Below are 21,425 nucleotides of genomic sequence, written 5' to 3' on the forward strand. Positions count from 1 at the left end.
TGGGGAGAAGTCTCAATGGATAAGGGCAGACTTTCGGTAAGAGAGAAAATCGGGTATGGCATGGGCGACGCCGGATGTAACATTATTTTTGGCGCTATCATGCTGTTTGTTAATTATTTTTATACGGATATTTTTGGTCTTGCCCCGGCGTTAGTCGGTGTTTTACTCCTTTCAGTACGCGTTATCGATGCCGTTACCGATCCGGTGATGGGCGCGCTTGCCGATCGTACCCAAAGTAAATATGGTCGTTTCCGCCCCTGGCTACTGTGGATTGCATTTCCCTACGCGCTGTTCAGCGTGCTGATGTTCACGACGCCGGACTGGGGCTATAACAGCAAAGTTGTCTATGCTTTCGTCACCTATTTTCTGCTTTCTGTGACCTACACCGCCATCAATATTCCCTATTGCTCACTGGGCGGCGTGATCACCAATGATCCAAAAGAGCGCGTGGCCTGTCAGGCTTATCGCTTCGTGTTAGTCGGCATCGCGACGCTGTTGCTATCGTTAACGCTATTGCCGATGGTGGACTGGTTTGGCGGCGGCGACAAAGCCAAAGGCTATCAGTTGGCGATGACCGTGCTGGCGATTATCGGCATGGGTATGTTTCTGTTCTGCTTTGCCAGCGTCCGCGAACGCGTTCGCCCTGCCGTTCCGACGCACGATGATATGAAGAATGATTTCAAAGACGTGTGGAAAAACGATCAATGGGTACGCATTCTGCTATTGACCTTATGTAACGTCTGCCCGGGGTTTATCCGTATGGCGGCGACCATGTATTACGTCACCTGGGTGATGGGACAAAGCACCCATTTCGCTACGCTTTTTATTAGCCTTGGCGTGGTCGGTATGATGATCGGCAGTATGCTGGCAAAAGTCTTAACCGATCGCTGGTGTAAATTGAAGGTATTTTTCTGGACCAATATCGCGCTGGCGATTTTCTCCTGCGCGTTCTATTTCTTTGATCCGAAAGCTACCGTGATGATAGTGGCGCTCTACTTCCTGCTCAATATTCTGCATCAGATCCCTTCCCCGTTGCACTGGTCGCTGATGGCGGATGTCGATGATTACGGTGAATGGAAAACCGGCAAACGCATTACCGGTATTAGCTTCTCCGGTAATCTGTTCTTCCTGAAACTGGGCCTGGCGATTGCCGGGGCGATGGTCGGCTTTTTGCTCTCCTGGTACGGTTATGACGCCAGCGCCAAAGCGCAAAGCGCCTCGGCGATAAACGGTATTATGCTGTTGTTTACCGTTATCCCCGGCGTTGGCTATCTGATTACCGCAGGCGTGGTACGTCTGCTGAAAGTTGACCGTGAACTGATGAAAAAAATCCAGGACGATTTGGAAAAACGTCGCACTAATTACCGCGAATTGAGTGAGTTGCAGGAGCTCAAAGCCGCTGAAAGCGTAAGGAAAGCCTGATGGCAAACTGGCCAAACCCGTTTATTGAACAACGTGCCGATCCGTTTATTTTACGCGACGGCAGCGATTACTACTTTATTGCCTCCGTACCGGAATATGACAGGCTGGAAATCCGCCGGGCTGATTCGCTGGAAGGGTTGCGCGCCGCCGACCCCGTTGTCGTCTGGCGCAAACCGGAAAGCGGCCCGATGAGCCAGCTCATCTGGGCACCGGAAATGCACCGCATCAACGGCAAGTGGTACATCTATTTTGCCGCTACCCATACTCAAGCGCTTGATAAGCTGGGAATGTTCCAGCACCGTATGTTTGCCCTGGAGTGCGCCGATGCCGACCCTCTCACCGGCAAGTGGACGGAGAAAGGTCAAATTAAAACGCCGTTTGATACCTTCGCCCTCGATGCCACCACTTTTTATCATCAGGGAAAGCAGTGGTATCTGTGGGCGCAAAAAGCGCCGGATATTGCCGGTAACTCAAATATTTATCTGGCTGAACTGGAAAACCCGTGGACTCTTAAAGGCGAGCCGGTAAGACTCAGTAAGCCAGAGTACGACTGGGAGTGTCGGGGTTTTTGGGTTAACGAAGGTCCGGCCGTCGTGGTGCATGGCGACAAGCTGTTTATCAGCTATTCGGCCAGCGCCACCGATGAAAACTACTGTATGGGGTTACTGTGGATTAACGTAAACGACGATCCGCGCGATCCGGCCAACTGGCATAAATCACCGCGCCCGGTCTTTACCACCAGCTATGAAAATCGCCAGTATGGGCCGGGACACAACAGCTTTACGCAAACGCCGGAAGGTGAAGATGTACTGGTGTACCACGCGAGAAATTACACCGAAATTGAAGGCGATCCGTTGTACGATCCCAACCGCCATACGCGTCTGAAACGGGTGCGCTGGGACGAAAACGGGATGCCTGATTTTGGCGTGCCGCCAGCCGATACGATCTAAGCCGTTGCACTGCCCGGTGGCGCTAGCGCTTACCGGGCCTACAGATTTTTCCATTGTAGGCAGCATAAGCGTTAGCGCCATCGGCACAACGCTACACTAATGCCCCATAAATGGTGAGCAACGCAATAATCACCACCACCACAAACGAGGCCTTCTTCGCCATCGACACCGCCGCTTTGGGGGTTTCTACTTTGTCAGTATGCGGTTCGCGCGCCAGTGAGAACTGCGCCAGACGTGTGAGCACCTGATACTGCGAAGTATGCAGATCCGCCAGCGAGGCAAACCAGGCCGGCAACGCTTTCTCGCCATGCCCCAGTAATGCATACACTACGCCCGCCAGACGTACCGGAATCCAGTCCAGCACATGAAGAATAGCGTCAATGCCGGATTGCAAACGTTGGTGCGGCGTCTGATAGCGCGCCAGCCAGGTCTGCCAGGCCCGTAAAAACGCATAGCCCACCAGCGTTACCGGCCCCCATGGACCGCCAACGATAAACCAAAATAGCGGTGCGAGGTAAAAACGGAAATTTATCCATAACAACGCATTTTGCAGCTCACGCAAAAATTCACGCTCATTACAATCCGGCGGCACGCCGTGGATTAGCGTAAGCTCGCTGGCCATCGCCTCGCAAGGATGCGGATCGTTACGGGACGCCGCTTTCAGCCAGGCGTGATAATGTACTCGCACTTTGCCCGCGCCGATACACAGCACGCCCAGGAGAATCCACACCACCAGCGTCGGCACGTTAAATAGCAGCCCTTTTAGCGCCTGGAGCAGTAGAAAAGTCACCACCATCGCGATCGCCGTCATTCCCATCGTGCGCAACATCGAAAAATGCGTAATCCGACGGAATAGCGCCTCCAGCCGATGATCGAGCTGCCAGTGCTCGCCCAACTTAAACAGGCGCTCGACAATCAGCACCAGTAATGTCGTAAACAGCGTCATGTCATCTCCTTGTGCGACGAAAGGGCTACCAAAGCGCGAAAGCGCGGCCAGTCAAAGGCAGGGCCAGGGTCCGTTTTGCGGTCAGGCGCAATGTTGCAGTGTCCGGTCATATTGTCGGCGATCGCCGGATAGCAAGCGATAAGCGTGCGCGTCACGGCGGCTAGCTGCTGATACTGCGCATCGGTATAAGCCAGCGTATCCGTCCCCTCCAGCTCAATACCAATGGAGAAATCATTACAACGTTCCCGCCCCTGATAGTTTGACACGCCCGCATGCCACGCACGCTTATCAAAAGGCACATACTGGACGATTTCACCGTCGCGACGAATCAGACAATGGGCCGAAACACGAAGATGAGCGATTTCTGCAAAAAAAGGATGGGCGTCTGGATCTATCGTTCCGGTGAATAATGCATCGATCCACGGACCGCCAAACTCGCCGGGGGGCAGGCTAATGTTATGCACCACCAGCAAGGACGGTTTTTCGTCATCCGGACGGCAATCATAATGCGGAGAAGGGACGCGTCGCGCCTCTACCAACCAACCCTTATCTGGCAACATGCAGAGTCTCCTTTTGAGTGGTGCTTATAGCTGCTTCAGAGTAGCATGTTTCTACCTTATGATTCGTTAGCAATTTGGAGTTTTATCATGCCGCCTCGCCGTTATAACCCAGACGACCGACGTGACGCGCTACTGGAACGCATTAATCTCGATATCCCTGCCGCCGTTGCTCAGGCGCTGCGTGAAGATTTAGGTGGAGAAGTCGATGCTGGCAACGATATCACCGCGCAACTTTTGCCGGCAGATACGCAAGCCCATGCCACGGTGATCACTCGTGAAGACGGCGTTTTCTGCGGCAAGCGCTGGGTTGAAGAGGTCTTCATCCAACTGGCGGGCGATGATGTGCGCCTCACCTGGCATGTCGATGACGGCGACGCCATTCACGCCAACCAAACAGTGTTTGAACTAAACGGCCCCGCTCGCGTATTGCTGACCGGCGAGCGCACGGCGCTAAACTTTGTCCAGACCCTTTCCGGCGTCGCCAGTGAAGTACGCCGCTACGTTGGACTGCTGGCTGGCACCCAAACCCAGTTGCTCGACACGCGTAAAACGCTGCCGGGTCTGCGCACCGCGCTCAAATATGCGGTTTTATGCGGCGGCGGCGCCAATCATCGTCTGGGCCTCACTGACGCGTTCCTGATTAAAGAAAACCATATCATCGCCTCCGGTTCGGTTCGTCAGGCGGTGGAAAAAGCGTTCTGGCTACATCCGGACGTGCCGGTAGAAGTCGAGGTCGAAAATCTGGATGAACTGGACGATGCGCTGAAAGCAGGCGCGGATATTATCATGCTGGATAATTTCAACACCGACCAGATGCGCGAGGCGGTGAAACGCGTCAACGGCCAGGCGCGGCTGGAAGTATCCGGCAACGTCACCGCGGAAACCTTACGCGAATTTGCTGAAACCGGGGTGGATTTCATCTCCGTTGGCGCGCTGACCAAGCACGTACGCGCGCTCGATCTCTCCATGCGTTTTTGCTGATCCTCTCCGCCCGATGGCGCTGCGCCGTCGGGTCTATAAATCACCTGTCCGTAGATCCGCGTCGTGATTCGGTAAAATATTCGTAGCGCCTCGCAATAACGTTGCCGTGTCATGTAACGCAGCGAAAATCTTCAGAATCCGCCTTCCCGTTTTATCTTTTGCCGCTCGCCCGCTCTTTCCTCGTTTGCCACAGTAGCGCCAGCTAACTCAAGGAGCGAACAATGGAAAAACAACGCGGTTTCACGCTTATCGAACTGATGGTCGTTATTGGCATCATCGCCATTTTAAGCGCCATCGGCATTCCGGCTTACCAGAACTATCTGCGTAAAGCGGCGCTGACGGATATGTTGCAAACGTTTGTCCCCTACCGTACTGCCGTCGAACTCTGCGCTCTGGAACATGGTGGGACGAGCACATGCGATGCGGGCGTCAACGGTATCCCCTCGCCCGTCATCACCCGTTATGTTTCGGGCATGAGCGTGGAAAAAGGCGTCATCACGCTTACCGGCCAGGAGAGTCTGAGCGGGCTTAGCGTCATCATGACGCCCGCCTGGGACAATGCTAACGGCATTACCGGCTGGACGCGTAACTGCAATATTCAAAGCGACAGCGCGTTACAACAGGCTTGTGAAGATGTCTTCCGTTTTGACGCCAACTAAGGAGACAAGATGAAAGACGCTCAGCTCAACACCTTGTGTCAACGTCATCAGGCTGTACTGATCAATAGCGCCAGCAACAGTATCACTGTTGCGGTGGTCGACGCGCCCTCTCATGCGTTACTGGACGCTCTGCATTTCGCCACGCAAAAACAGATTGATATTGTGTGCTGGACTCGCCAGCAAATGGAAAATCATCGGCATAAGCCGGATCAGGCTCCCTCGGCAAACGACGCGAAAGGCGGAGAAACCGCGGCCCAGCTTCTCAATCAGACATTACGCTCGGCGATGGCGAAACGCGCCTCTGATATCCATCTCGAACCAGGCGCCAGCCGCTACCGAATAAGACTCCGCATCGACGGCGTTCTTCATATTCTGCAGGACATCGCCAAAGAGACGGGGCTTGCGCTGACGGCCAGATTGAAAGTCCTGGGAAATTTGGACATCGCTGAACATCGGCTGCCGCAGGACGGGCAATTTACCGTTGACCTGACGGGCGACAGCATCTCTTTTCGTATCGCCACGCTTCCCTGTAAAGAAGGCGAAAAAGTCGTCTTACGGTTGTTGCATCAGGTTGAACAAACGCTGGATCTGGACACGCTGGGCATGTACGGGGCACAACTTACCGCTTTTAGACAAGCTCTACAGCAACCTCAGGGGCTGGTACTGGTGACTGGCCCCACCGGTAGCGGAAAAACGGTCACGCTATACAGCGCGCTACAAACCCGGAATACGCCGGATATCAACCTCTGTAGCGTTGAGGATCCGATAGAAATTCCACTGGATGGGATTAACCAGACGCAGATCCATCCCCGCGCCGGGCTCACCTTTCAAAATGTGCTGCGCGCGCTTTTACGCCAGGACCCTGACATCATCATGGTAGGTGAAATTCGTGACGGCGACACCGCAGAAATCGCCATTAAGGCGGCACAAACGGGCCATCTGGTACTTTCAACGCTCCATACGAACTCCACCAGTGAAACCCTGATACGTTTGCAGCAAATGGGCGTAGCACGCTGGATGATCTCATCGGCTCTTACGCTGGTGGTAGCGCAACGCCTGGTAAGGAAGCTTTGCCCGCACTGCAAACAGCGCCTGAACGATCCCGTAGTGCTATCGCCCAATCTTTGGCCCAGCGCGCTACCGCGCTGGCAGGCAAGCGGCTGTCAGCATTGCTACCACGGCTTTTATGGCCGAACCGCGTTATTCGAAGTGTTAACCGTTACCCCGGCATTACGTCAGTTAATTGCGAGCGGCGCATCGGCGCAAGCACTGGAAGCCCACCTCCAACAGACCGGTACAGGGACGCTTTTTGAAAATGGCTGTCGCGCCGTTGAGCAAGGCATGACGTCCTTTGAAGAGATACTGCGCGTTCTGGGAATGCCCCATGAGCGTTAAACAGCTCTGGCGCTGGCAAGGAGTTAACGATAAAGGTCAACTGGAACAAGACGTTGTATGGGCGGACAATCGTCTGGCGCTGATCATCACCCTGCAACATCAGCGCATTATGCCGCTTCGCATCAAGCGCATGGGCGTTAACGCCGCACTGTGGAAAGAAGAGCAAAGCGCTGAAATTATTCATCAGTTGGCCACGCTCATTCATGCCGGGCTGACGCTTTCTGAAGGGCTGGAACTCCTTGCGAAACAGCATCCACACCGACAATGGCAAGCGCTGTTGCGCACGCTGGCTCACGAGCTTGAACAGGGCGTCCCTTTTTCCAGCGCATTAGTCTCCTGGCCGCAGGTATTTCCGCCGCTCTACCAGACGATGATCCGCACCGGAGAACTGACCGGCAAACTGGCCGAATGCTGCTTTGAACTGGCCCGTCAGCAAAAAGCGCAACGGCAGATTACGGTTAGCGTGAAAAAGGCGCTGCGCTATCCCGCCATTATTCTGACAATGGCCGCCCTGGTCGTTTTCGCCATGCTGCACTTTGTTCTGCCGGAATTTGCCGCCATTTACCGTAGCTTCAATACCCCGCTCCCTCTTCTGACGCGCGGTATTATCGCGATAGCGCAATGGGGGTCGGCATGGGGTTGGCTCATCTTGTTCCTGACGATGCTCGTTGCTATCGCTCACCGCAGGGTAAAACAAAAGCCGTCCTGGCAAGCGCAGCGGCAGCGTCTTCTGCTACGGCTTCCCGTTATGGGTCGCCTGATAAGAGGCCAGAAACTAGCGCAAATATTCACCGTACTGGCATTGACCCAAAGCGCAGGCATTCCTTTTCTTCAGGGACTGGAAAGCGCTATCGAGAGTCTCGGCTGCCCTTACTGGTCACAGCGTTTAATGCAGGTACATCAGGAGATCGCCGCGGGCAATCCGGTCTGGTTGGCGCTAAAAAATACCCAGGAATTTAGTCCGCTATGCCTGCAACTGGTCAGAACGGGCGAAGCGTCCGGTTCACTCGATATCATGCTGCATAACCTTGCCCGTCACCACAGTGAAACTACGCTGGCGCTGGCCGATAATCTGGCGTCGCTGTTGGAACCGGCGTTATTGATCATCACCGGTTTAATTATCGGTACGCTGGTGGTGGCGATGTATTTGCCGATTTTTCATCTGGGAGACGCGATGAGCGGGATGGGATAAGGCTGGCGCACATTTACGCCAGCCAGAATATTAGAGGCTATTGAAAATGCGGTTTTCTTGTTCCTGCACCCGAATAAAGGTGGTGCGTTTGGTCAACTCTTTCAGGCGAGACGCGCCGACATAAGTGCAGGCTGAGCGTAGACCGCCCAGGATATCGCGGGCAGTATTGCCCACCGGCCCACGCAGCGGCAATTTAACCGTTTTACCTTCTGCCGCGCGGTATTTCGCAACGCCGCCGACATGACGGTTCATCGCAGATTCCGAACTCATGCCGTAGAACAGCATAAATTTCTCGCCGTTCTCTTCTACCACGCTGCCGCCGCTCTCTTCGTGACCCGCCAGCATGCCGCCCAACATAACGAAATCCGCGCCGCCGCCGAAGGCTTTTGCTACGTCGCCTGGCATGGTGCAGCCGCCATCGCTGACGATCATGCCGCCCAGGCCATGCGCCGCGTCAGCGCATTCGATAACCGCCGACAGTTGCGGATAACCAACGCCGGTTTTTACACGCGTCGTGCATACGGAGCCGGGACCAATTCCCACTTTCACGATATCGGCGCCGGAGAGGATAAGCTCTTCGCACATCTCGCCCGTTACCACATTGCCTGCGCAGATTGTTTTTGTCGGCCATGCTTCACGTGCTTTCGCGACGAACTGCACAAAATGTTCTGAATAGCCATTGGCCACATCAATACAGACAAAGTTCAGTGCAGGATTCAGCGCCAGAATCTGCACGGTTTTTTCGAAATCAGCATCAGAGGTCCCGGTGGAAACCATCACATGCTTGAGAACATCAGCCGAAGCCGTGTTGATAAAAGCTGCCCATTCTTCAACGGTATAATGTTTATGTACAGCAGTCAGAATATCAAACCCGGCCAATGCTTGCGCCATTTCAAACGTCCCGACGGTATCCATATTGGCCGCAATAATCGGTACGCCAGACCAGGTCTGACCTGAGTGTTTAAAGGTGAATTGACGTTCCAGTTCGACATCGGAACGGCTTTTGAGGGTAGAACGTTTAGGACGGATAAGAACGTCTTTGAAACCTAACTTCAGATCTTCTTCAATACGCATGTGCGGATTCCTGGGGTTAATGGCGAAAAATCGAAACTCACAACTCCAGTGACGCTATCATACGCACTAATCATGGCCGTACAAGACTGCGAAATTCTCTTTTTTTACGTTACAATCCCATAAATTTACCTGGCGAATAGTAGGTTAATGCTCAGAGCGTATCGTCTTTGTATGCTTAAAATTTAACCTTTTGATTGTCAAACTAAAATTCCGGAAGCTGGAGATATGAGGTATACCGTAGCCTTAACCGGCGGTATTGGCAGCGGTAAAAGTACCGTCGCTGATGCCTTCGCTGACCTCGGAATAACCGTCATCGACGCGGATATTATCGCGCGCCAGATGGTTGAGCCAGGGCAGCCCGCCCTGAACGCAATAGCGGAACATTTTGGTTCTGAACTTATCGCCGCCGACGGCACGTTACGCCGCCGGGCGCTGCGTGAGCGTATTTTTTCGCATCCGGAAGAAAAAGCCTGGCTTAACGCTCTGCTTCACCCCTTAATTCAGCAGGAAACCCAACGACAGTTTCAACAGGCTACGTCGCCCTATGTGTTATGGGTTGTGCCTCTGCTGGTTGAAAACAGGCTGTATCAAAAAGCCAACCGCGTACTGGTGGTTGACGTGACGCCCGAAACGCAGCTCATACGCACAATGCAGCGTGATGATGTTACGCGCGAGCATGTTGAACACATTCTCGCTGCGCAGGCGACGCGTGAAGCGCGCCTTGCCGTGGCGGACGATGTTATTGATAATAACGGCGCACCGGATGCTATCGCATCAGATGTGGCCCGCCTGCACGCCAGTTATCTTAAACTCGCGTCGCAGTTTGTCTCACAGGAAAAACCGTAATGCACACCCAGGTCCTATTTGAACACCCTCTCAATGAGAAGATGCGTACGTGGCTGCGCATAGAGTTTTTGATCCAACAGCTCTCCATCAACCTGCCAATTGCAGACCATGCTGGCGCACTGCATTTTTTCCGTAACATCAGCGATCTACTGGATGTGTTCGAACGGGGCGAAGTCCGTACCGAACTGCTGAAAGAACTGGAGCGCCAGCAGCGTAAATTACAGGCCTGGGTTGAGGTTCCCGGCGTCGATCAAGACCGTATTGAAGCCCTGCGCCAGCAGTTAAAATCCGCGGGCAGCGTGCTGATCTCCGCCCCGAGGATTGGCCAGCAGCTACGCGAAGATCGCTTGATTGCCCTTGTGCGTCAACGCTTAAGTATTCCTGGCGGCTGTTGCAGTTTCGATTTACCCACTCTTCATATCTGGTTGCACCTACAACAGGCGCAGCGCGACGCCCAGATTGAAAGCTGGCTTGCCAGCCTGAATCCCCTCACCCAGGCGCTGACGCTGGTGCTTGATCTGATCCGTAATTCAGCGCCTTTCCGTAAGCAAACCAGCCTGAACGGTTTTTATCAGGATAACGGGGACGACGCCGATTTGCTGCGTCTTATGCTGACGCTCGATTCACAACTTTATCCGCAAATTTCCGGCCATAAGAGCCGTTTTGCCATTCGCTTTATGCCGCTGGATAGTGAAAATGGTCTGGTGCCGGAGCGTCTTGATTTTGAACTGGCCTGTTGCTAAGGAGTAAAAATGTCTGACGTGACCGTCGTAAACTGTCCGACCTGCGGTAAATCGGTCGTCTGGGGGGAAATTAGCCCCTTCCGCCCATTTTGTTCTAAACGCTGTCAGTTAATTGATTTGGGCGAATGGGCCGCCGAAGAGAAACGAATCGCCAGCAGCGGCGACCAGTCTGATAGCGACGACTGGAGCGAAGAGCGCTAACGGTGATGGCTCTGTTGAGACGGCTATATCGCCTTATGACAAAAATAATCAATAAATACGCGTAGTTTTGGCGCCATATGCGCGCGGCCGGGATAATACAAATAAAACCGGTCCGCCGCAGGCAGCCACTCGTCAAGCACGGAACACAACCGCCCATCCTGTAAGTCTTCGTGGACATCCTGTTCAAAAACATAGGTTAGCCCTGCCCCATCACGCGCGGCGGAGAGACGCAACGCTTTATCATTCACCATTAACGCGGCTTCCGGCGTAATTTCCAGCCGTTGCGCTCCGTGAACAAACTCCCACCGATATAGCCCGCTCTCACGCGTAAAACGATGGCAAAGGCAGCGGTGATTGATGAGTTCCTGAGGGTGCAGCGGCGTGCCAAAACGCGCAAGGTATGCAGGGGATGCTACGATCGCCGGGCGTAAAACATCACCGAGCGGAACGACATTCATATCAAGTTGTACCGCATCGCCAAAGCGAATACCGGCATCAAAGCGTTCGTTAATTAAATCCACAAAACCGTCATTCACATCGATATCCAGCCGAATATCGGGATAATCGCACATGAAACCGGCGAGATTAGGTTGTAACAAAAGCGTAGCCGCCGTGCGCGGTACGGTCAGGCGTAATGTCCCTCCGGGTATATCGCGGCTCTGGCGGGCATGTTCCATCGCCTCATCAATATGATTCAATGCGGGCCTGATACTGGCAAGAAAGGCATGTCCTGCTTCTGTCAAACCGACACGCCGGGTGGTTCGGTTCAACAATTTCACGCCAAGTTCATCCTCCAGTTGGCGCATATTCTGACTTAACGCCGATGTAGAAATATGTAACTGCGCCGCTGCCCGCGTGAAGCTATGGTTTTCAGCAATCACGCAAAAAGCATGCAATACGGACATCACATCATGACGCATTATTAAGCCAGCCTTCATAAACCATGCTTATTCCCCCTATTTTTCATCTTATACGCCAGGTATAGACTGCCTGCCATGCTCAAAATATCCTCATGGAGGTAGTATGCAATATCGTACATTAGGCGCAAACGGACCGCGAGTGTCAGCCATCGGACTGGGATGTATGGGCATGAGCGCATTTTACGGCGCTCATGACGACAGCACCTCAATTAAGACGCTACATTATGCGTTAGAGCAGGGGGTAACACTGCTCGATACCGCAGATATGTATGGCCCTTATACCAATGAAAGGTTAGTTGGAAGAGCCATCGCCGATCGTCGCGATCGGGTATTTTTAGCGACGAAATTTGGTATCGTTCTCGACCCTGCTAACCCTATGGCGCGTGGTGTCAATGGCAGACCGGAGTACGTTCGCCGTAGTTGTGAGCAAAGCCTGCAACGCCTGGGGGTCGATCATATCGATCTGTACTATCAACATCGCGTTGATCCATCAGTCCCCATAGAAGAGACTGTCGGTGCAATGGCGGACCTGGTGCGCGAGGGAAAAGTGCGTTATCTCGGGCTATCCGAAGCATCAACGCAAACGCTGGAACGCGCCCATAACGTTCACCCTATTACCGCGCTGCAAAGTGAGTATTCGCTTTGGTCCCGCGAAGCGGAAATTTCAGCACTTTCCACCTGTGAACGGTTGGGTATAGGATTCGTCGCTTACAGCCCGCTGGGACGCGGATTTCTGACCGGTACGATTAAAACGCCAGAAGATTTTGCTGCGAATGACTTCCGTCGCACAAATCCCAGGTTCATGGGTGAGAACTTCTCGCGCAATTTACGTCTGGCTGAAGCAATAAAACAAATGGCACGCGAAAAAGAGTGTACCCCCGCACAATTAGCGCTGGCCTGGCTGCTGGCCCGCAACAGGCACATCGTTCCCATTCCCGGCACCCGCCACTGCGCCAGGGTGGATGAAAACCTCGGCGCGTTATCACTGACCCTAAGCCCGCAGGAGCTGGCGGCAATTGAGGCGGTTTTTCCTCACGACGCCGCGGCCGGCCCCCGCTACTGGCCGGAAATTATGTCGACATTAAATCGCTAATAAGATCGATGGGGATCGTGTTGCGATCCCCCACTAAGGCGCAAATTGGCGTAATTTACGAATAATCGGTTCATTGGCCGGCGGAAAATCGTCCGTATTCAACGCGTTTTGCGCGATCCACCGTCCCGGCTGCCCTTCTTTCCCCCACGGTTCGCCCTCCCAGCGTTCAACCAGCCAAAACCACAGCGTAATGTGTCGGTCCGGGAATTGATATTCCAGAGTGTCGAATAATGTCACCTGTGTTGGCGTAATCCCCACCTCTTCCTGTAGCTCCCGGATCAACGCCTGCTCTGGTGTTTCGTCGGCTTCAATTTTTCCGCCGGGAAATTCCAGCTTGTTCGCCATATGCGCATCAGCGGCGCGTCGGGTGATAAAAATTTCGTCGTTCGGGTTGCGGATAATCCCAACCGCGATTTGCAGTTTTTTCATCTTGTTGCATCCATAAAAAAGGCGCAGTCGCCTGCGCCTTTTTATCTGTGTTCAATGCCAGGCCGAATAAGCGTAGCGCCCTTCGGCAATAATGCCAGCACCGACCTGATGGCAACACATTATGTCTTATCAGGCCGGTAAGTTTATCGCATTAGCTCAGGCGACCGTGACACTGTTTGTATTTCTTACCGGAACCGCAAGGGCAAGGATCGTTACGTCCAATCTTACGTTCGCCGGTTTGGGCGGCCAGATCGGCAGCCACGGCGGCATCGTCATCCTGATGGCTTAGCTGCTGCATCTGCGCCAGGCGCTCCGCCTCTTCGCGACGCTGCATTTCCATCGCTTCGACCTCTTCCGGCATACGTACCTGGACTTTGCTCAGGGTACTGATCACTTCATATTTCAGCGATTCCAGCATCGCGGCGAACATAGCGAAGGATTCGCGCTTGTATTCCTGCTTCGGATCTTTTTGCGCATAGCCGCGCAGATGAATACCCTGACGCAGGTAATCCATCGCCGCCAGATGCTCTTTCCACAGGGAATCGAGCGTTTGCAGCATCACGCCTTTTTCGAAATGACGCATCATTTCAGCGCCAACCACCTCTTCTTTACGCTGATACACCTCGATGGACTGCGCCAGGATGCGCTCACGCAGCGTCTCCTCATGCAGCTCCGGCTCTTTATCCAGCCATTCGGCAATCGGCATCTCCAGGTCGAAGTCGTTTTTCAGGCGTTCCTGCAAACCCGGGATATCCCACATCTCTTCCAGCGACTGCGGCGGAATGTAGGCGTCGATAGTCGCCTTAAAGACATCTTCGCGAATGCTGTTAATGGTGTCGCTCACGTCAGACACATCCAGCAGTTCGTTACGCTGGGTATAAATTGCACGGCGCTGATCGTTCGCCACATCATCATATTCCAGCAGTTGCTTACGAATATCGAAGTTACGGCTTTCTACTTTACGCTGCGCGTTAGCGATAGCTTTCGTCACCCACGGGTGCTCAATCGCTTCGCCCGGCTTCATCCCCAGTTTACGCATCATACCGGAGACACGATCGGAGGCGAAAATACGCATCAGCGCATCTTCCATCGACAGGTAGAAACGGGAAGAACCCGGATCGCCCTGGCGACCGGAACGGCCACGCAGCTGGTTGTCGATACGGCGGGATTCATGGCGCTCGGTGCCAATGATATGCAGACCGCCGGCAGCCAGAACCGCGTCATGGCGTACCTGCCAGTCCGCTTTAATCTGCGCAATCTGTTCTTCCGTCGGCGCTTCCAGCGCAGCGACTTCCGCCTGCCAGCTACCGCCCAGCATAATATCGGTACCACGACCCGCCATGTTGGTAGCGATAGTGACCGCCGCTGGATAACCAGCCTGCGCAACGATGCCTGCTTCGTTGGCGTGGAATTTTGCGTTCAGTACGTTATGTTTGATGCCCGCTTTGGTCAGCTCTCTGGAGACCACTTCAGATTTCTCGATAGAAATCGTCCCGACCAGCACTGGCTGACCGTTCGCGGTACGCTCTTTAATATCTTCGATAATGGCCTGGATTTTTTCCGCTTCGGTCATGTAGACCAGATCCGGCAAATCTTTACGGATCATCGGACGGTTGGTCGGAACAACGACGGTGTCCAGCTTATAGATAGAACTAAATTCGAAGGCTTCAGTATCCGCCGTACCGGTCATACCGGCCAGCTTTTCATACAGACGGAAGTAGTTCTGGAAGGTGATAGACGCCAGCGTCTGGTTTTCATTCTGAATTTCAACGCCTTCTTTCGCTTCTACCGCCTGGTGCAGACCGTCAGACCAGCGACGCCCCTGCATGGTACGACCGGTATGTTCATCAACAATGATGACTTCGCCGTCTTTCACAATGTAATCCACGTCACGGGTAAACAGCGCGTGCGCGCGCAGCGCGGCGGTGACGTGATGCATCAGCATAATATTGCCAGGCGAGTAGAGCGACTCGCCTTCATCCATAATGCCTTCTTGCACCAGTAGCTCTTCAATCAGCACCAGACCGCGTTCGGTCAGGTTAACCTGGCGCGCTTTCTCATCAACGGAGAAGTGGCCTTCGCCCTGGAAAGTGTCAGAATCTTCTTTCTCCTGACGAATCAGGTGCGGAATGATTTTGTTCACTTTTTTGTACATTTCCGAGCTATCTTCCGCCGGGCCGGAAATAATCAGCGGCGTACGCGCTTCATCGATCAGGATGGAGTCAACCTCATCCACCAGCGCATAATGCAGTTTACGCTGCACGCGCTCTTCCGGGCTGAACGCCATGTTGTCGCGCAGGTAGTCAAAACCGTATTCGTTGTTAGTGCCGTAAGTGATGTCGGCAGCGTAAGCTTCACGTTTGGCGGGCGCAGGCATACCTGGCAGGTTGATACCAACGGACATACCGAGGAATTCGAATAGCGGACGGTTGTTTTCGGCGTCACGCTGCGCCAGATAGTCGTTCACGGTTACCACATGAACGCCTTTGCCGGACAGCGCGTTCAGGTAGGCTGGCAGGGTTGCGGTCAGCGTCTTACCTTCACCAGTACGCATTTCGGCGATACAACGATCGTTGAGCACCATACCACCCAATAGCTGAACGTCGAAGTGACGCATCCCAAAGACGCGTTTACTGGCTTCACGCACCACCGCGAACGCTTCCGGAATCAGGCTCTCTACGCTTTCGCCTTTTTCAATACGGGCGCGAAATTCGTTGGTTTTCGCTTTCAGTTCGTCATCGGAGAGTTTTTCCATCTCCGGTTCCATCGCATTAATAAGGCTGACGGCCTTACGCATACGACGCAGCGTACGATCGTTACGGCTACCGAATACTTTGGTTAATAATTTGATTAGCATAATAAAGTCTCAAATGCCCCGCGCCGCGGAGCTACAAATAAAGTAAAAGGGTCTTTTTTCGTTAGCTGAGACGTTGCGGACCGGCGCGGATACCCTGCGCCTGACTTATCCAGGCCGGGATGCTAAATGCGGTTTGTGGCGCAAAATACGCCAGGGAGAGGCGGCGAACAATCGCCGGCGGCGTGCCCTCCTGCGTGAGCATCGCGCTGAGCGTATTCAGTAAGGCGATATGATGCGCCTGTAATGGCGACGGCGCGTCGGCAACGGGCAGCGTTTGCGGCGCCATTGCAAAAGAAAGGTGGCGAATCACCGTGCGAATAGCGTGCTGATGCCAGTAATCTACGGTGAAATTGGGACGACGGTTAGAGGCTTCTAACAGCGCAAGATGGCTAAAGTTAACTTTAGACGCGGTGCTGGCGGTCGTCCTTGCAGGCGTATTGGTTTCAGCGGCGTTACTGAGCGCGGGCAAACCAAAACTCGCCGCGACCATCCCTAATAAGAGATGCGGCCAGAAGTATCGTCTGCCTAACTGTCGCCAGCGCGTCAGTATTCCACTCACGTCATTGCCACCTGATATGCCCCTCATGGGCTTACGGAATCAAAACAATTTGCGCACAAATCTTATCATTAAAGCGTACGCGCTACAGCAGTAATGACGAGAAGCTAAGGTGAAAATCGGCTAAGAAAACAGCGAACGCGCCGTGTTTCCATTTAACTCTGCCAAAATGGCTGTATTAAGGAAAGCGCAGATAAAGGATAGTAAAAAAAACGACTGGCTCGCCTGGCCGGAGAGAGTGCCAGGTTAACCAGTCGAATTTTATACGACAACGTATGTCGTTATGCCAGTACCGTCGAAGGCGCTTTGAAAGCCAACGGCAGTTCTGCGTCGTCCTGGAAGGTCACAAATTCCCAGGCTTCCTGTTTTGCCAGGACTGCCTGTAACAATTTGTTATTCAATGCGTGACCGGATTTATACGCGGTAAACGCACCAATAATATTGTGACCACACATGAACAAGTCACCGATCGCGTCGAGCATTTTGTGACGAACGAATTCATCTTCAAAACGCAGGCCGTCTTCGTTCAATACGCGATAATCGTCAACAACGATGGCACAATCGAAGCTGCCGCCCAGGCACAGGCCGCGGGACTGCAGATATTCGATATCGCGCATAAAACCGAAGGTACGCGCACGGCTGATCTGGCGCATGAACGCATCCGCAGAGAAGTTCATCGCGTAGCGCTGGCTGCTGGAATCGATCGCCGGATGGTTAAAGTCGATGGTGAAATCCAACGTAAAACCATTGTACGGTCTGAATTCAGCCCATTTATCGCCATCTTCAACCCGAACAGTCTCTTTGATGCGTACGAATTTTTTGGCGCAGTTCAGTTCATCAATACCGGCATCAAGCAGCAGGTAGACAAACGGAGCGGCACTGCCATCCATGATCGGGATTTCCGGGGCATTAACCTCAATAACGATGTTATCGATACCTAAGCCCGCCAGAGCAGCGTTCAGGTGCTCAACGGTTGAAATCCGTACATCATGCTCATTCACCAGACATGTACAGAGCATGGTATCACGCACAGATTTGGCATCGGCCGGGAAATCTACCGGTGGATTCAAGTCGGTGCGACGATAGATGACCCCGGTATTGGCCGGCGCAGGGCGTAATGTCAGGGTGACTTTTTTGCCGGTGTGTAAACCGACGCCAGTCGCCTGAACGATACGTTTAAGTGTCCTTTGTTTGATCATCGTATAATCTCGCCAAATTACCTATCCAACCGAAGTGTACTATACATTCGGCGGGCCAGTTTAGCACAAAGAGCCCAGAATCCCAAATTCCAGCTAATTCTTAATCAGCTTGCTTACGCAGGAATGCGGGGATATCCAGATAATCCGGCTCTTTCGCCGCCTGTGGTGTATTGTCGTTAACCACTTTCGCGACCGTTTTTTGCTCCTGCGTCAGCGGCGCCATACCGTGCTGCTGATAACGATCCAACACCGGCTGCTGCACCTGTTTATTGGTGACCAGAGTGATTTCCGGACGTTTGTCCATACCAATACCGGTTGCCACTACCGTCACGCGCAGTTCATCATTCATATCCGGGTCCAGAGAAGTACCGATAACCACGGTGGCGTTATCCGACGCAAACGCGCGAATGGTGTTACCGACGGTTTCAAACTCGTCCAGACGCAGGTCGAAGCCCGCCGTAATGTTGACCAACACGCCGCGCGCGCCGGACAGGTCGATATCTTCCAGCAGCGGAGAAGAAATAGCCATTTCAGCCGCTTCTTCCGCACGGTCTTCACCGCTCGCCACGCCGGAGCCCATCATTGCGTAGCCCATTTCAGACATCACGGTACGCACGTCAGCAAAGTCGACGTTCATCAGACCCGGGCGGGTGATCAGCTCTGCGATGCCCTGAACCGCGCCTTTCAGCACGTCGTTAGCCGCGCCGAACGCGTCGAGCAGGGAGATACCACGGCCCAGCACTTTCAGCAGCTTGTCGTTCGGGATGGTGATCAACGAGTCCACATGCTTGGACAGCTCGGTGATACCCTGCTCCGCAAATGCCATGCGCTTTTTGCCTTCAAAATTGAAAGGCTTAGTCACCACGGCAACGGTCAGAATACCTAAATCTTTAGCCACTTCAGCAACCACTGGCGCCGCGCCAGTTCCGGTACCGCCGCCCATGCCTGCCGCGATAAATACCATGTCTGCGCCTTCAAGCGCCGCACGCAGCGCTTCACGGTCTTCGTCCGCCGCGTTACGACCGACTTCCGGGTTAGCGCCAGCGCCCAGACCTTTGGTAATGCCGCTACCAATTTGAATGGTCTGGCCAACCGCCGTTTTACGCAACGCCTGAGCGTCGGTATTCACCGCGAAGAATTCAACACCTTCGATGCGCTCGCGCACCATGTGTTCAACAGCGTTACCGCCGCCACCACCGACGCCGATGACTTTAATCACCGCGTCGTTGGTTAGTTCCATAGGTTCAAACATAATCTCTCTCCGTCATGTGCCTGTCGCCTGAGGCCGTAATATCTGGCGGCCTCATAAAAATTAAAACTCTTTTCGCAGCCAGCTATTAAGTCGCTTGATCCACGAGCCAACTGATGCCGTAACACGTTTTTCCACTTCTGCTTCACCGTTTAAGTGGGACTCTTTCCCGTAGTGAAGCAATCCCACCGCCGTTGAGTAATACGGCTCCTGGGCATAATCCGTCAGACCGGTGATATTCAGCGGCGCGCCGATACGCACCTGCGTATGAAACACGCGCTGAGCGCAAGCAGCAAGCCCTTCGATTTGCGCCGCGCCGCCGGTTAACACAATCCCCGCCGCCAGGTGATGTTTTACCCCTTGTTGGCGAAGCTGTTCCTGTAATTGCAATATCTCTTCGTTGACCAGATTGAGCAGCTCGGTGTAACGCGGCTCAATCACTTCCGCCAGCGTCTGACGTTGCAGGCTGCGCGGCGGACGCCCGCCTACGCTCGGTACTTCAACGCTTTCGTCTTTACCGACAATGGAACCCAGCGCGCAACCGTGGCGAACTTTAATGGCTTCAGCATCGCTCGGCGGCGTACCAAAGGCATAAGCAATATCGCTGGTCACCACGTTCCCCGCGTAAGGGATCACTTTGGTATGACGCAGCGCGCCGCCAGTATAAACGGCGATATCCATTGTACCACCGCCGATATCCACGACACAGACGCCCAGTTCACGTTCATCTTCCGTTAACACGGAATAACTGGCCGCCAGTCCGGCAAATATCAGTTGGTCAACTTTCAGACCACAACGTTCAACAGCTTTGACAATGTTTTTTGCCATATCGTTGTGGCAGGTAATCAAATGTACTTTCGCCTGCATACGCACGCCGGAAAGACCGACCGGATTTTTAATGCCTTCCTGGTAGTCAATGGCGTACTCCTGAGGAATCACATGCAGCACGCGATGTTCATCGCGCACGCGCACTGACTTCGCAGTATGCACGACGTTTTCCACATCTTCTTGCGTCACTTCCTCTTCGGAAATGGGCACCATACCAATTTCATTCTGACAGCTAATATGTTTGCCGGAAAGCGCCAGATATACCGAGGAGATCTGGCAATCGGCCATCAATTCCGCCTGGTCAATGGCGCGCTGAACGCATTTCACCACTGACTCAAGGTCATTCACCCCGCCTTTATCCATACCCCGCGATGGGCAACTGCCCACGCCAATGATATTGACCATACCGTCGGGCAGAACTTCCCCTACTAAAGCGGCAACCTTCGCGGTGCCAATCTCCAGTCCTACTACCAGTTTTCTGTCCGTCGCCTTGATCATTGTTGTTCTGCCTGTGCCTGATTCTGTTGCTGATTAGATTCCTCAGGGGGGAGCGGCGCCCAGCCAACTGCCGCACCTGAGTCATAACGCAAATCAACGTAGCTAATCCGTTTGCCATCGGTTTGCGCCTGCTGCTGTAAAACCGGATAGAGTTCTACAAAGCGAGCCAACCTTTTCATCGTATCGCCCCTGCCGAGATTGAGCTTAATGCCGTTATTAAGCGTCAATTGCCAGGAGCGACGTGCGGTCATCGCCGCTTCCTTTAGAGTGAATTTATCCTTAGCCAGCACCTGCCCCATCTCGCGGTATCCCTGCAACACTTCACTCGCGCTGCCTTCCGGGCCATACAACATGGGTAAAACCTGTTTGCCGATGCGGTCTGACGGCACGCTGAAGGTGTTCCCTTCAGCATCGACCATATGTTGATCATTCCAACGCGCAATCGGCACATATTCAACCAGATGAATCTTCAATTCATCAGGCCACTGTTTTCTGACGCTGGCCTGTTTAATCCACGGCAAACGCTCAATCTGGCTCTGGATAATGTTCACATCCTGCGTCATGAAGGTTCCCGGCGCGCCCAGAGCCAGTATCGCCTGACGGATATCATCGTTACGCGTGTAGTGACGCTCGCCGGTTAATACCAACTTTGATAATGGTAAACGCTGCGCATCTTCCATCCACCCTAACACGACCCACCCGCTAACAAACACGGTGCACAGTACCGTCAGCAGGAATAAAATTCCTGCAAGACGCGTTCCATTATTGCGGCGTGAAGAAGGCGTCTCTTCATCACTGTTTCGCGTGTTCAGCGCAGCCTGCGACAT

21 protein-coding genes are annotated in these 21,425 nt (G+C 53.6%); 10 read left to right on the forward strand and 11 right to left on the reverse strand.

What is annotated here, in order from left to right; all coding sequences use genetic code 11:
* Positions 1 to 15: 15 nt before the first annotated feature.
* Both QEN32_RS17865 and QEN32_RS17870 read left to right on the forward strand, forming a co-directional pair.
* Positions 16 to 1,422, forward strand: a complete 1,407-nt coding sequence (locus QEN32_RS17865) for an MFS transporter (RefSeq protein WP_265322004.1) — start codon at positions 16 to 18, stop codon at positions 1,420 to 1,422.
* A complete protein-coding gene (locus QEN32_RS17870; RefSeq protein ID WP_000024771.1) occupies positions 1,422 to 2,372 on the forward strand; it encodes a family 43 glycosylhydrolase in 951 nt (316 codons plus the stop codon). Before QEN32_RS17865 ends, QEN32_RS17870 begins: the two co-directional genes overlap by 1 nt.
* Positions 2,373 to 2,463: 91 nt before the next feature.
* Here QEN32_RS17870 and ampE read toward each other — a convergent pair whose 3' ends face one another.
* Complete coding sequence (gene ampE / locus QEN32_RS17875) at positions 2,464 to 3,318, reverse strand: beta-lactamase regulator AmpE (RefSeq protein WP_000172039.1); 855 nt, start codon at positions 3,316 to 3,318, stop codon at positions 2,464 to 2,466.
* On the reverse strand, positions 3,315 to 3,878 hold the full coding sequence (ampD, locus tag QEN32_RS17880; protein WP_000936326.1) for a 1,6-anhydro-N-acetylmuramyl-L-alanine amidase AmpD: 564 nt from the start codon (positions 3,876 to 3,878) through the stop codon (positions 3,315 to 3,317). Before ampD ends, ampE begins: the two co-directional genes overlap by 4 nt.
* An 87-nt stretch (positions 3,879 to 3,965) precedes the next feature.
* On the opposite strand from ampD, the gene nadC reads away from it, so the two are divergent.
* The 4 genes from nadC to hofC all read left to right on the forward strand — a co-directional run bounded on the left by nadC (position 3,966) and on the right by hofC (position 8,105).
* Positions 3,966 to 4,859, forward strand: a complete 894-nt coding sequence (gene nadC / locus QEN32_RS17885) for a carboxylating nicotinate-nucleotide diphosphorylase (protein ID WP_001135135.1) — start codon at positions 3,966 to 3,968, stop codon at positions 4,857 to 4,859.
* Between the two features lie 221 nt (positions 4,860 to 5,080).
* Complete coding sequence (gene ppdD / locus QEN32_RS17890) at positions 5,081 to 5,518, forward strand: prepilin peptidase-dependent pilin (protein ID WP_000414989.1); 438 nt, start codon at positions 5,081 to 5,083, stop codon at positions 5,516 to 5,518.
* Between the two features lie 9 nt (positions 5,519 to 5,527).
* A complete protein-coding gene (gspE, locus tag QEN32_RS17895; RefSeq protein WP_265322005.1) occupies positions 5,528 to 6,913 on the forward strand; it encodes a type II secretion system protein GspE in 1,386 nt (461 codons plus the stop codon).
* The gene (gene hofC, locus QEN32_RS17900) at positions 6,903 to 8,105 is read left to right on the forward strand and encodes a protein transport protein HofC (protein ID WP_039517530.1); all 1,203 of its coding nucleotides are present in this window, start codon (positions 6,903 to 6,905) and stop codon (positions 8,103 to 8,105) included. The genes gspE and hofC overlap by 11 nt, the downstream gene beginning before the upstream one ends.
* A 30-nt stretch (positions 8,106 to 8,135) precedes the next feature.
* Here hofC and QEN32_RS17905 read toward each other — a convergent pair whose 3' ends face one another.
* Positions 8,136 to 9,179, reverse strand: coding sequence for a GMP reductase (locus QEN32_RS17905; protein ID WP_001217365.1), 1,044 nt, complete (start codon positions 9,177 to 9,179; stop codon positions 8,136 to 8,138).
* A 225-nt stretch (positions 9,180 to 9,404) separates the two neighbouring features.
* Here QEN32_RS17905 and coaE point away from each other — a divergent pair, with 225 nt between their 5' ends.
* Genes coaE through yacG form a run of 3 tightly spaced genes read left to right on the forward strand, consistent with a single transcriptional unit; the run spans position 9,405 to position 10,969 of the window.
* Entirely contained in the window at positions 9,405 to 10,025 is a 621-nt protein-coding gene (gene coaE, locus QEN32_RS17910) for a dephospho-CoA kinase (RefSeq protein ID WP_001270913.1), read from the forward strand.
* Positions 10,025 to 10,768, forward strand: coding sequence for a cell division protein ZapD (gene zapD, locus QEN32_RS17915; protein ID WP_000557441.1), 744 nt, complete (start codon positions 10,025 to 10,027; stop codon positions 10,766 to 10,768). The genes coaE and zapD overlap by 1 nt, the downstream gene beginning before the upstream one ends.
* A 9-nt stretch (positions 10,769 to 10,777) precedes the next feature.
* Positions 10,778 to 10,969, forward strand: a complete 192-nt coding sequence (yacG, locus tag QEN32_RS17920) for a DNA gyrase inhibitor YacG (protein WP_079811046.1) — start codon at positions 10,778 to 10,780, stop codon at positions 10,967 to 10,969.
* 23 nt (positions 10,970 to 10,992) lie between these two features.
* Here yacG and QEN32_RS17925 read toward each other — a convergent pair whose 3' ends face one another.
* Positions 10,993 to 11,907 carry a LysR family transcriptional regulator gene (locus QEN32_RS17925; RefSeq protein ID WP_265322006.1) on the reverse strand — a complete coding sequence of 305 codons (915 nt, stop codon included), beginning with the start codon at positions 11,905 to 11,907 and terminating at the stop codon, positions 10,993 to 10,995.
* A gap of 85 nt (positions 11,908 to 11,992) precedes the next feature.
* On the opposite strand from QEN32_RS17925, the gene QEN32_RS17930 reads away from it, so the two are divergent.
* Positions 11,993 to 12,982: an aldo/keto reductase gene (locus tag QEN32_RS17930; RefSeq protein WP_133323043.1), complete on the forward strand. Its 990-nt coding sequence runs from the start codon at positions 11,993 to 11,995 to the stop codon at positions 12,980 to 12,982.
* 33 nt (positions 12,983 to 13,015) lie between these two features.
* Here the strand turns inward: QEN32_RS17930 and mutT are convergent, their stop codons facing one another.
* From mutT to ftsQ, 7 genes are all read right to left on the reverse strand, one after another.
* Positions 13,016 to 13,411: an 8-oxo-dGTP diphosphatase MutT gene (gene mutT / locus QEN32_RS17935; RefSeq protein WP_000736058.1), complete on the reverse strand. Its 396-nt coding sequence runs from the start codon at positions 13,409 to 13,411 to the stop codon at positions 13,016 to 13,018.
* A gap of 151 nt (positions 13,412 to 13,562) precedes the next feature.
* Positions 13,563 to 16,268 carry a preprotein translocase subunit SecA gene (gene secA / locus QEN32_RS17940; protein WP_000905756.1) on the reverse strand — a complete coding sequence of 902 codons (2,706 nt, stop codon included), beginning with the start codon at positions 16,266 to 16,268 and terminating at the stop codon, positions 13,563 to 13,565.
* Between the two features lie 61 nt (positions 16,269 to 16,329).
* The gene (gene secM / locus QEN32_RS17945; protein ID WP_000014336.1) at positions 16,330 to 16,827 is read right to left on the reverse strand and encodes a secA translation cis-regulator SecM; all 498 of its coding nucleotides are present in this window, start codon (positions 16,825 to 16,827) and stop codon (positions 16,330 to 16,332) included.
* A 278-nt stretch (positions 16,828 to 17,105) separates the two neighbouring features.
* Positions 17,106 to 18,023: a UDP-3-O-acyl-N-acetylglucosamine deacetylase gene (lpxC, locus tag QEN32_RS17950; RefSeq protein WP_000595487.1), complete on the reverse strand. Its 918-nt coding sequence runs from the start codon at positions 18,021 to 18,023 to the stop codon at positions 17,106 to 17,108.
* 100 nt (positions 18,024 to 18,123) lie between these two features.
* A complete protein-coding gene (gene ftsZ, locus QEN32_RS17955; RefSeq protein ID WP_000462785.1) occupies positions 18,124 to 19,275 on the reverse strand; it encodes a cell division protein FtsZ in 1,152 nt (383 codons plus the stop codon).
* Positions 19,276 to 19,335: 60 nt separating this feature from the next.
* Positions 19,336 to 20,598 carry a cell division protein FtsA gene (gene ftsA / locus QEN32_RS17960; RefSeq protein ID WP_000588463.1) on the reverse strand — a complete coding sequence of 421 codons (1,263 nt, stop codon included), beginning with the start codon at positions 20,596 to 20,598 and terminating at the stop codon, positions 19,336 to 19,338.
* Positions 20,595 to 21,425, reverse strand: a complete 831-nt coding sequence (ftsQ, locus tag QEN32_RS17965) for a cell division protein FtsQ (RefSeq protein ID WP_000075728.1) — start codon at positions 21,423 to 21,425, stop codon at positions 20,595 to 20,597. Before ftsQ ends, ftsA begins: the two co-directional genes overlap by 4 nt.

The sequence above is a fragment of the Salmonella sp. SA14318 genome (genome assembly GCF_029866905.1).
Classification (GTDB): domain Bacteria; phylum Pseudomonadota; class Gammaproteobacteria; order Enterobacterales; family Enterobacteriaceae; genus Salmonella; species Salmonella enterica.

Coding starts and splice junctions, on each gene's coding strand:
- QEN32_RS17865 (WP_265322004.1), top strand. CDS start 16: ATGGATAAGGGCAGACTTTCGGTAAGAGAGAAAATCGGGTATGGCATG.
- QEN32_RS17870 (WP_000024771.1), top strand. CDS start 1,422: ATGGCAAACTGGCCAAACCCGTTTATTGAACAACGTGCCGATCCGTTT.
- ampE (WP_000172039.1), bottom strand. CDS start 3,318: ATGACGCTGTTTACGACATTACTGGTGCTGATTGTCGAGCGCCTGTTT.
- ampD (WP_000936326.1), bottom strand. CDS start 3,878: ATGTTGCCAGATAAGGGTTGGTTGGTAGAGGCGCGACGCGTCCCTTCT.
- nadC (WP_001135135.1), top strand. CDS start 3,966: ATGCCGCCTCGCCGTTATAACCCAGACGACCGACGTGACGCGCTACTG.
- ppdD (WP_000414989.1), top strand. CDS start 5,081: ATGGAAAAACAACGCGGTTTCACGCTTATCGAACTGATGGTCGTTATT.
- gspE (WP_265322005.1), top strand. CDS start 5,528: ATGAAAGACGCTCAGCTCAACACCTTGTGTCAACGTCATCAGGCTGTA.
- hofC (WP_039517530.1), top strand. CDS start 6,903: ATGAGCGTTAAACAGCTCTGGCGCTGGCAAGGAGTTAACGATAAAGGT.
- QEN32_RS17905 (WP_001217365.1), bottom strand. CDS start 9,179: ATGCGTATTGAAGAAGATCTGAAGTTAGGTTTCAAAGACGTTCTTATC.
- coaE (WP_001270913.1), top strand. CDS start 9,405: ATGAGGTATACCGTAGCCTTAACCGGCGGTATTGGCAGCGGTAAAAGT.
- zapD (WP_000557441.1), top strand. CDS start 10,025: ATGCACACCCAGGTCCTATTTGAACACCCTCTCAATGAGAAGATGCGT.
- yacG (WP_079811046.1), top strand. CDS start 10,778: ATGTCTGACGTGACCGTCGTAAACTGTCCGACCTGCGGTAAATCGGTC.
- QEN32_RS17925 (WP_265322006.1), bottom strand. CDS start 11,907: ATGAAGGCTGGCTTAATAATGCGTCATGATGTGATGTCCGTATTGCAT.
- QEN32_RS17930 (WP_133323043.1), top strand. CDS start 11,993: ATGCAATATCGTACATTAGGCGCAAACGGACCGCGAGTGTCAGCCATC.
- mutT (WP_000736058.1), bottom strand. CDS start 13,411: ATGAAAAAACTGCAAATCGCGGTTGGGATTATCCGCAACCCGAACGAC.
- secA (WP_000905756.1), bottom strand. CDS start 16,268: ATGCTAATCAAATTATTAACCAAAGTATTCGGTAGCCGTAACGATCGT.
- lpxC (WP_000595487.1), bottom strand. CDS start 18,023: ATGATCAAACAAAGGACACTTAAACGTATCGTTCAGGCGACTGGCGTC.
- ftsZ (WP_000462785.1), bottom strand. CDS start 19,275: ATGTTTGAACCTATGGAACTAACCAACGACGCGGTGATTAAAGTCATC.
- ftsA (WP_000588463.1), bottom strand. CDS start 20,598: ATGATCAAGGCGACGGACAGAAAACTGGTAGTAGGACTGGAGATTGGC.
- ftsQ (WP_000075728.1), bottom strand. CDS start 21,425: ATGTCGCAGGCTGCGCTGAACACGCGAAACAGTGATGAAGAGACGCCT.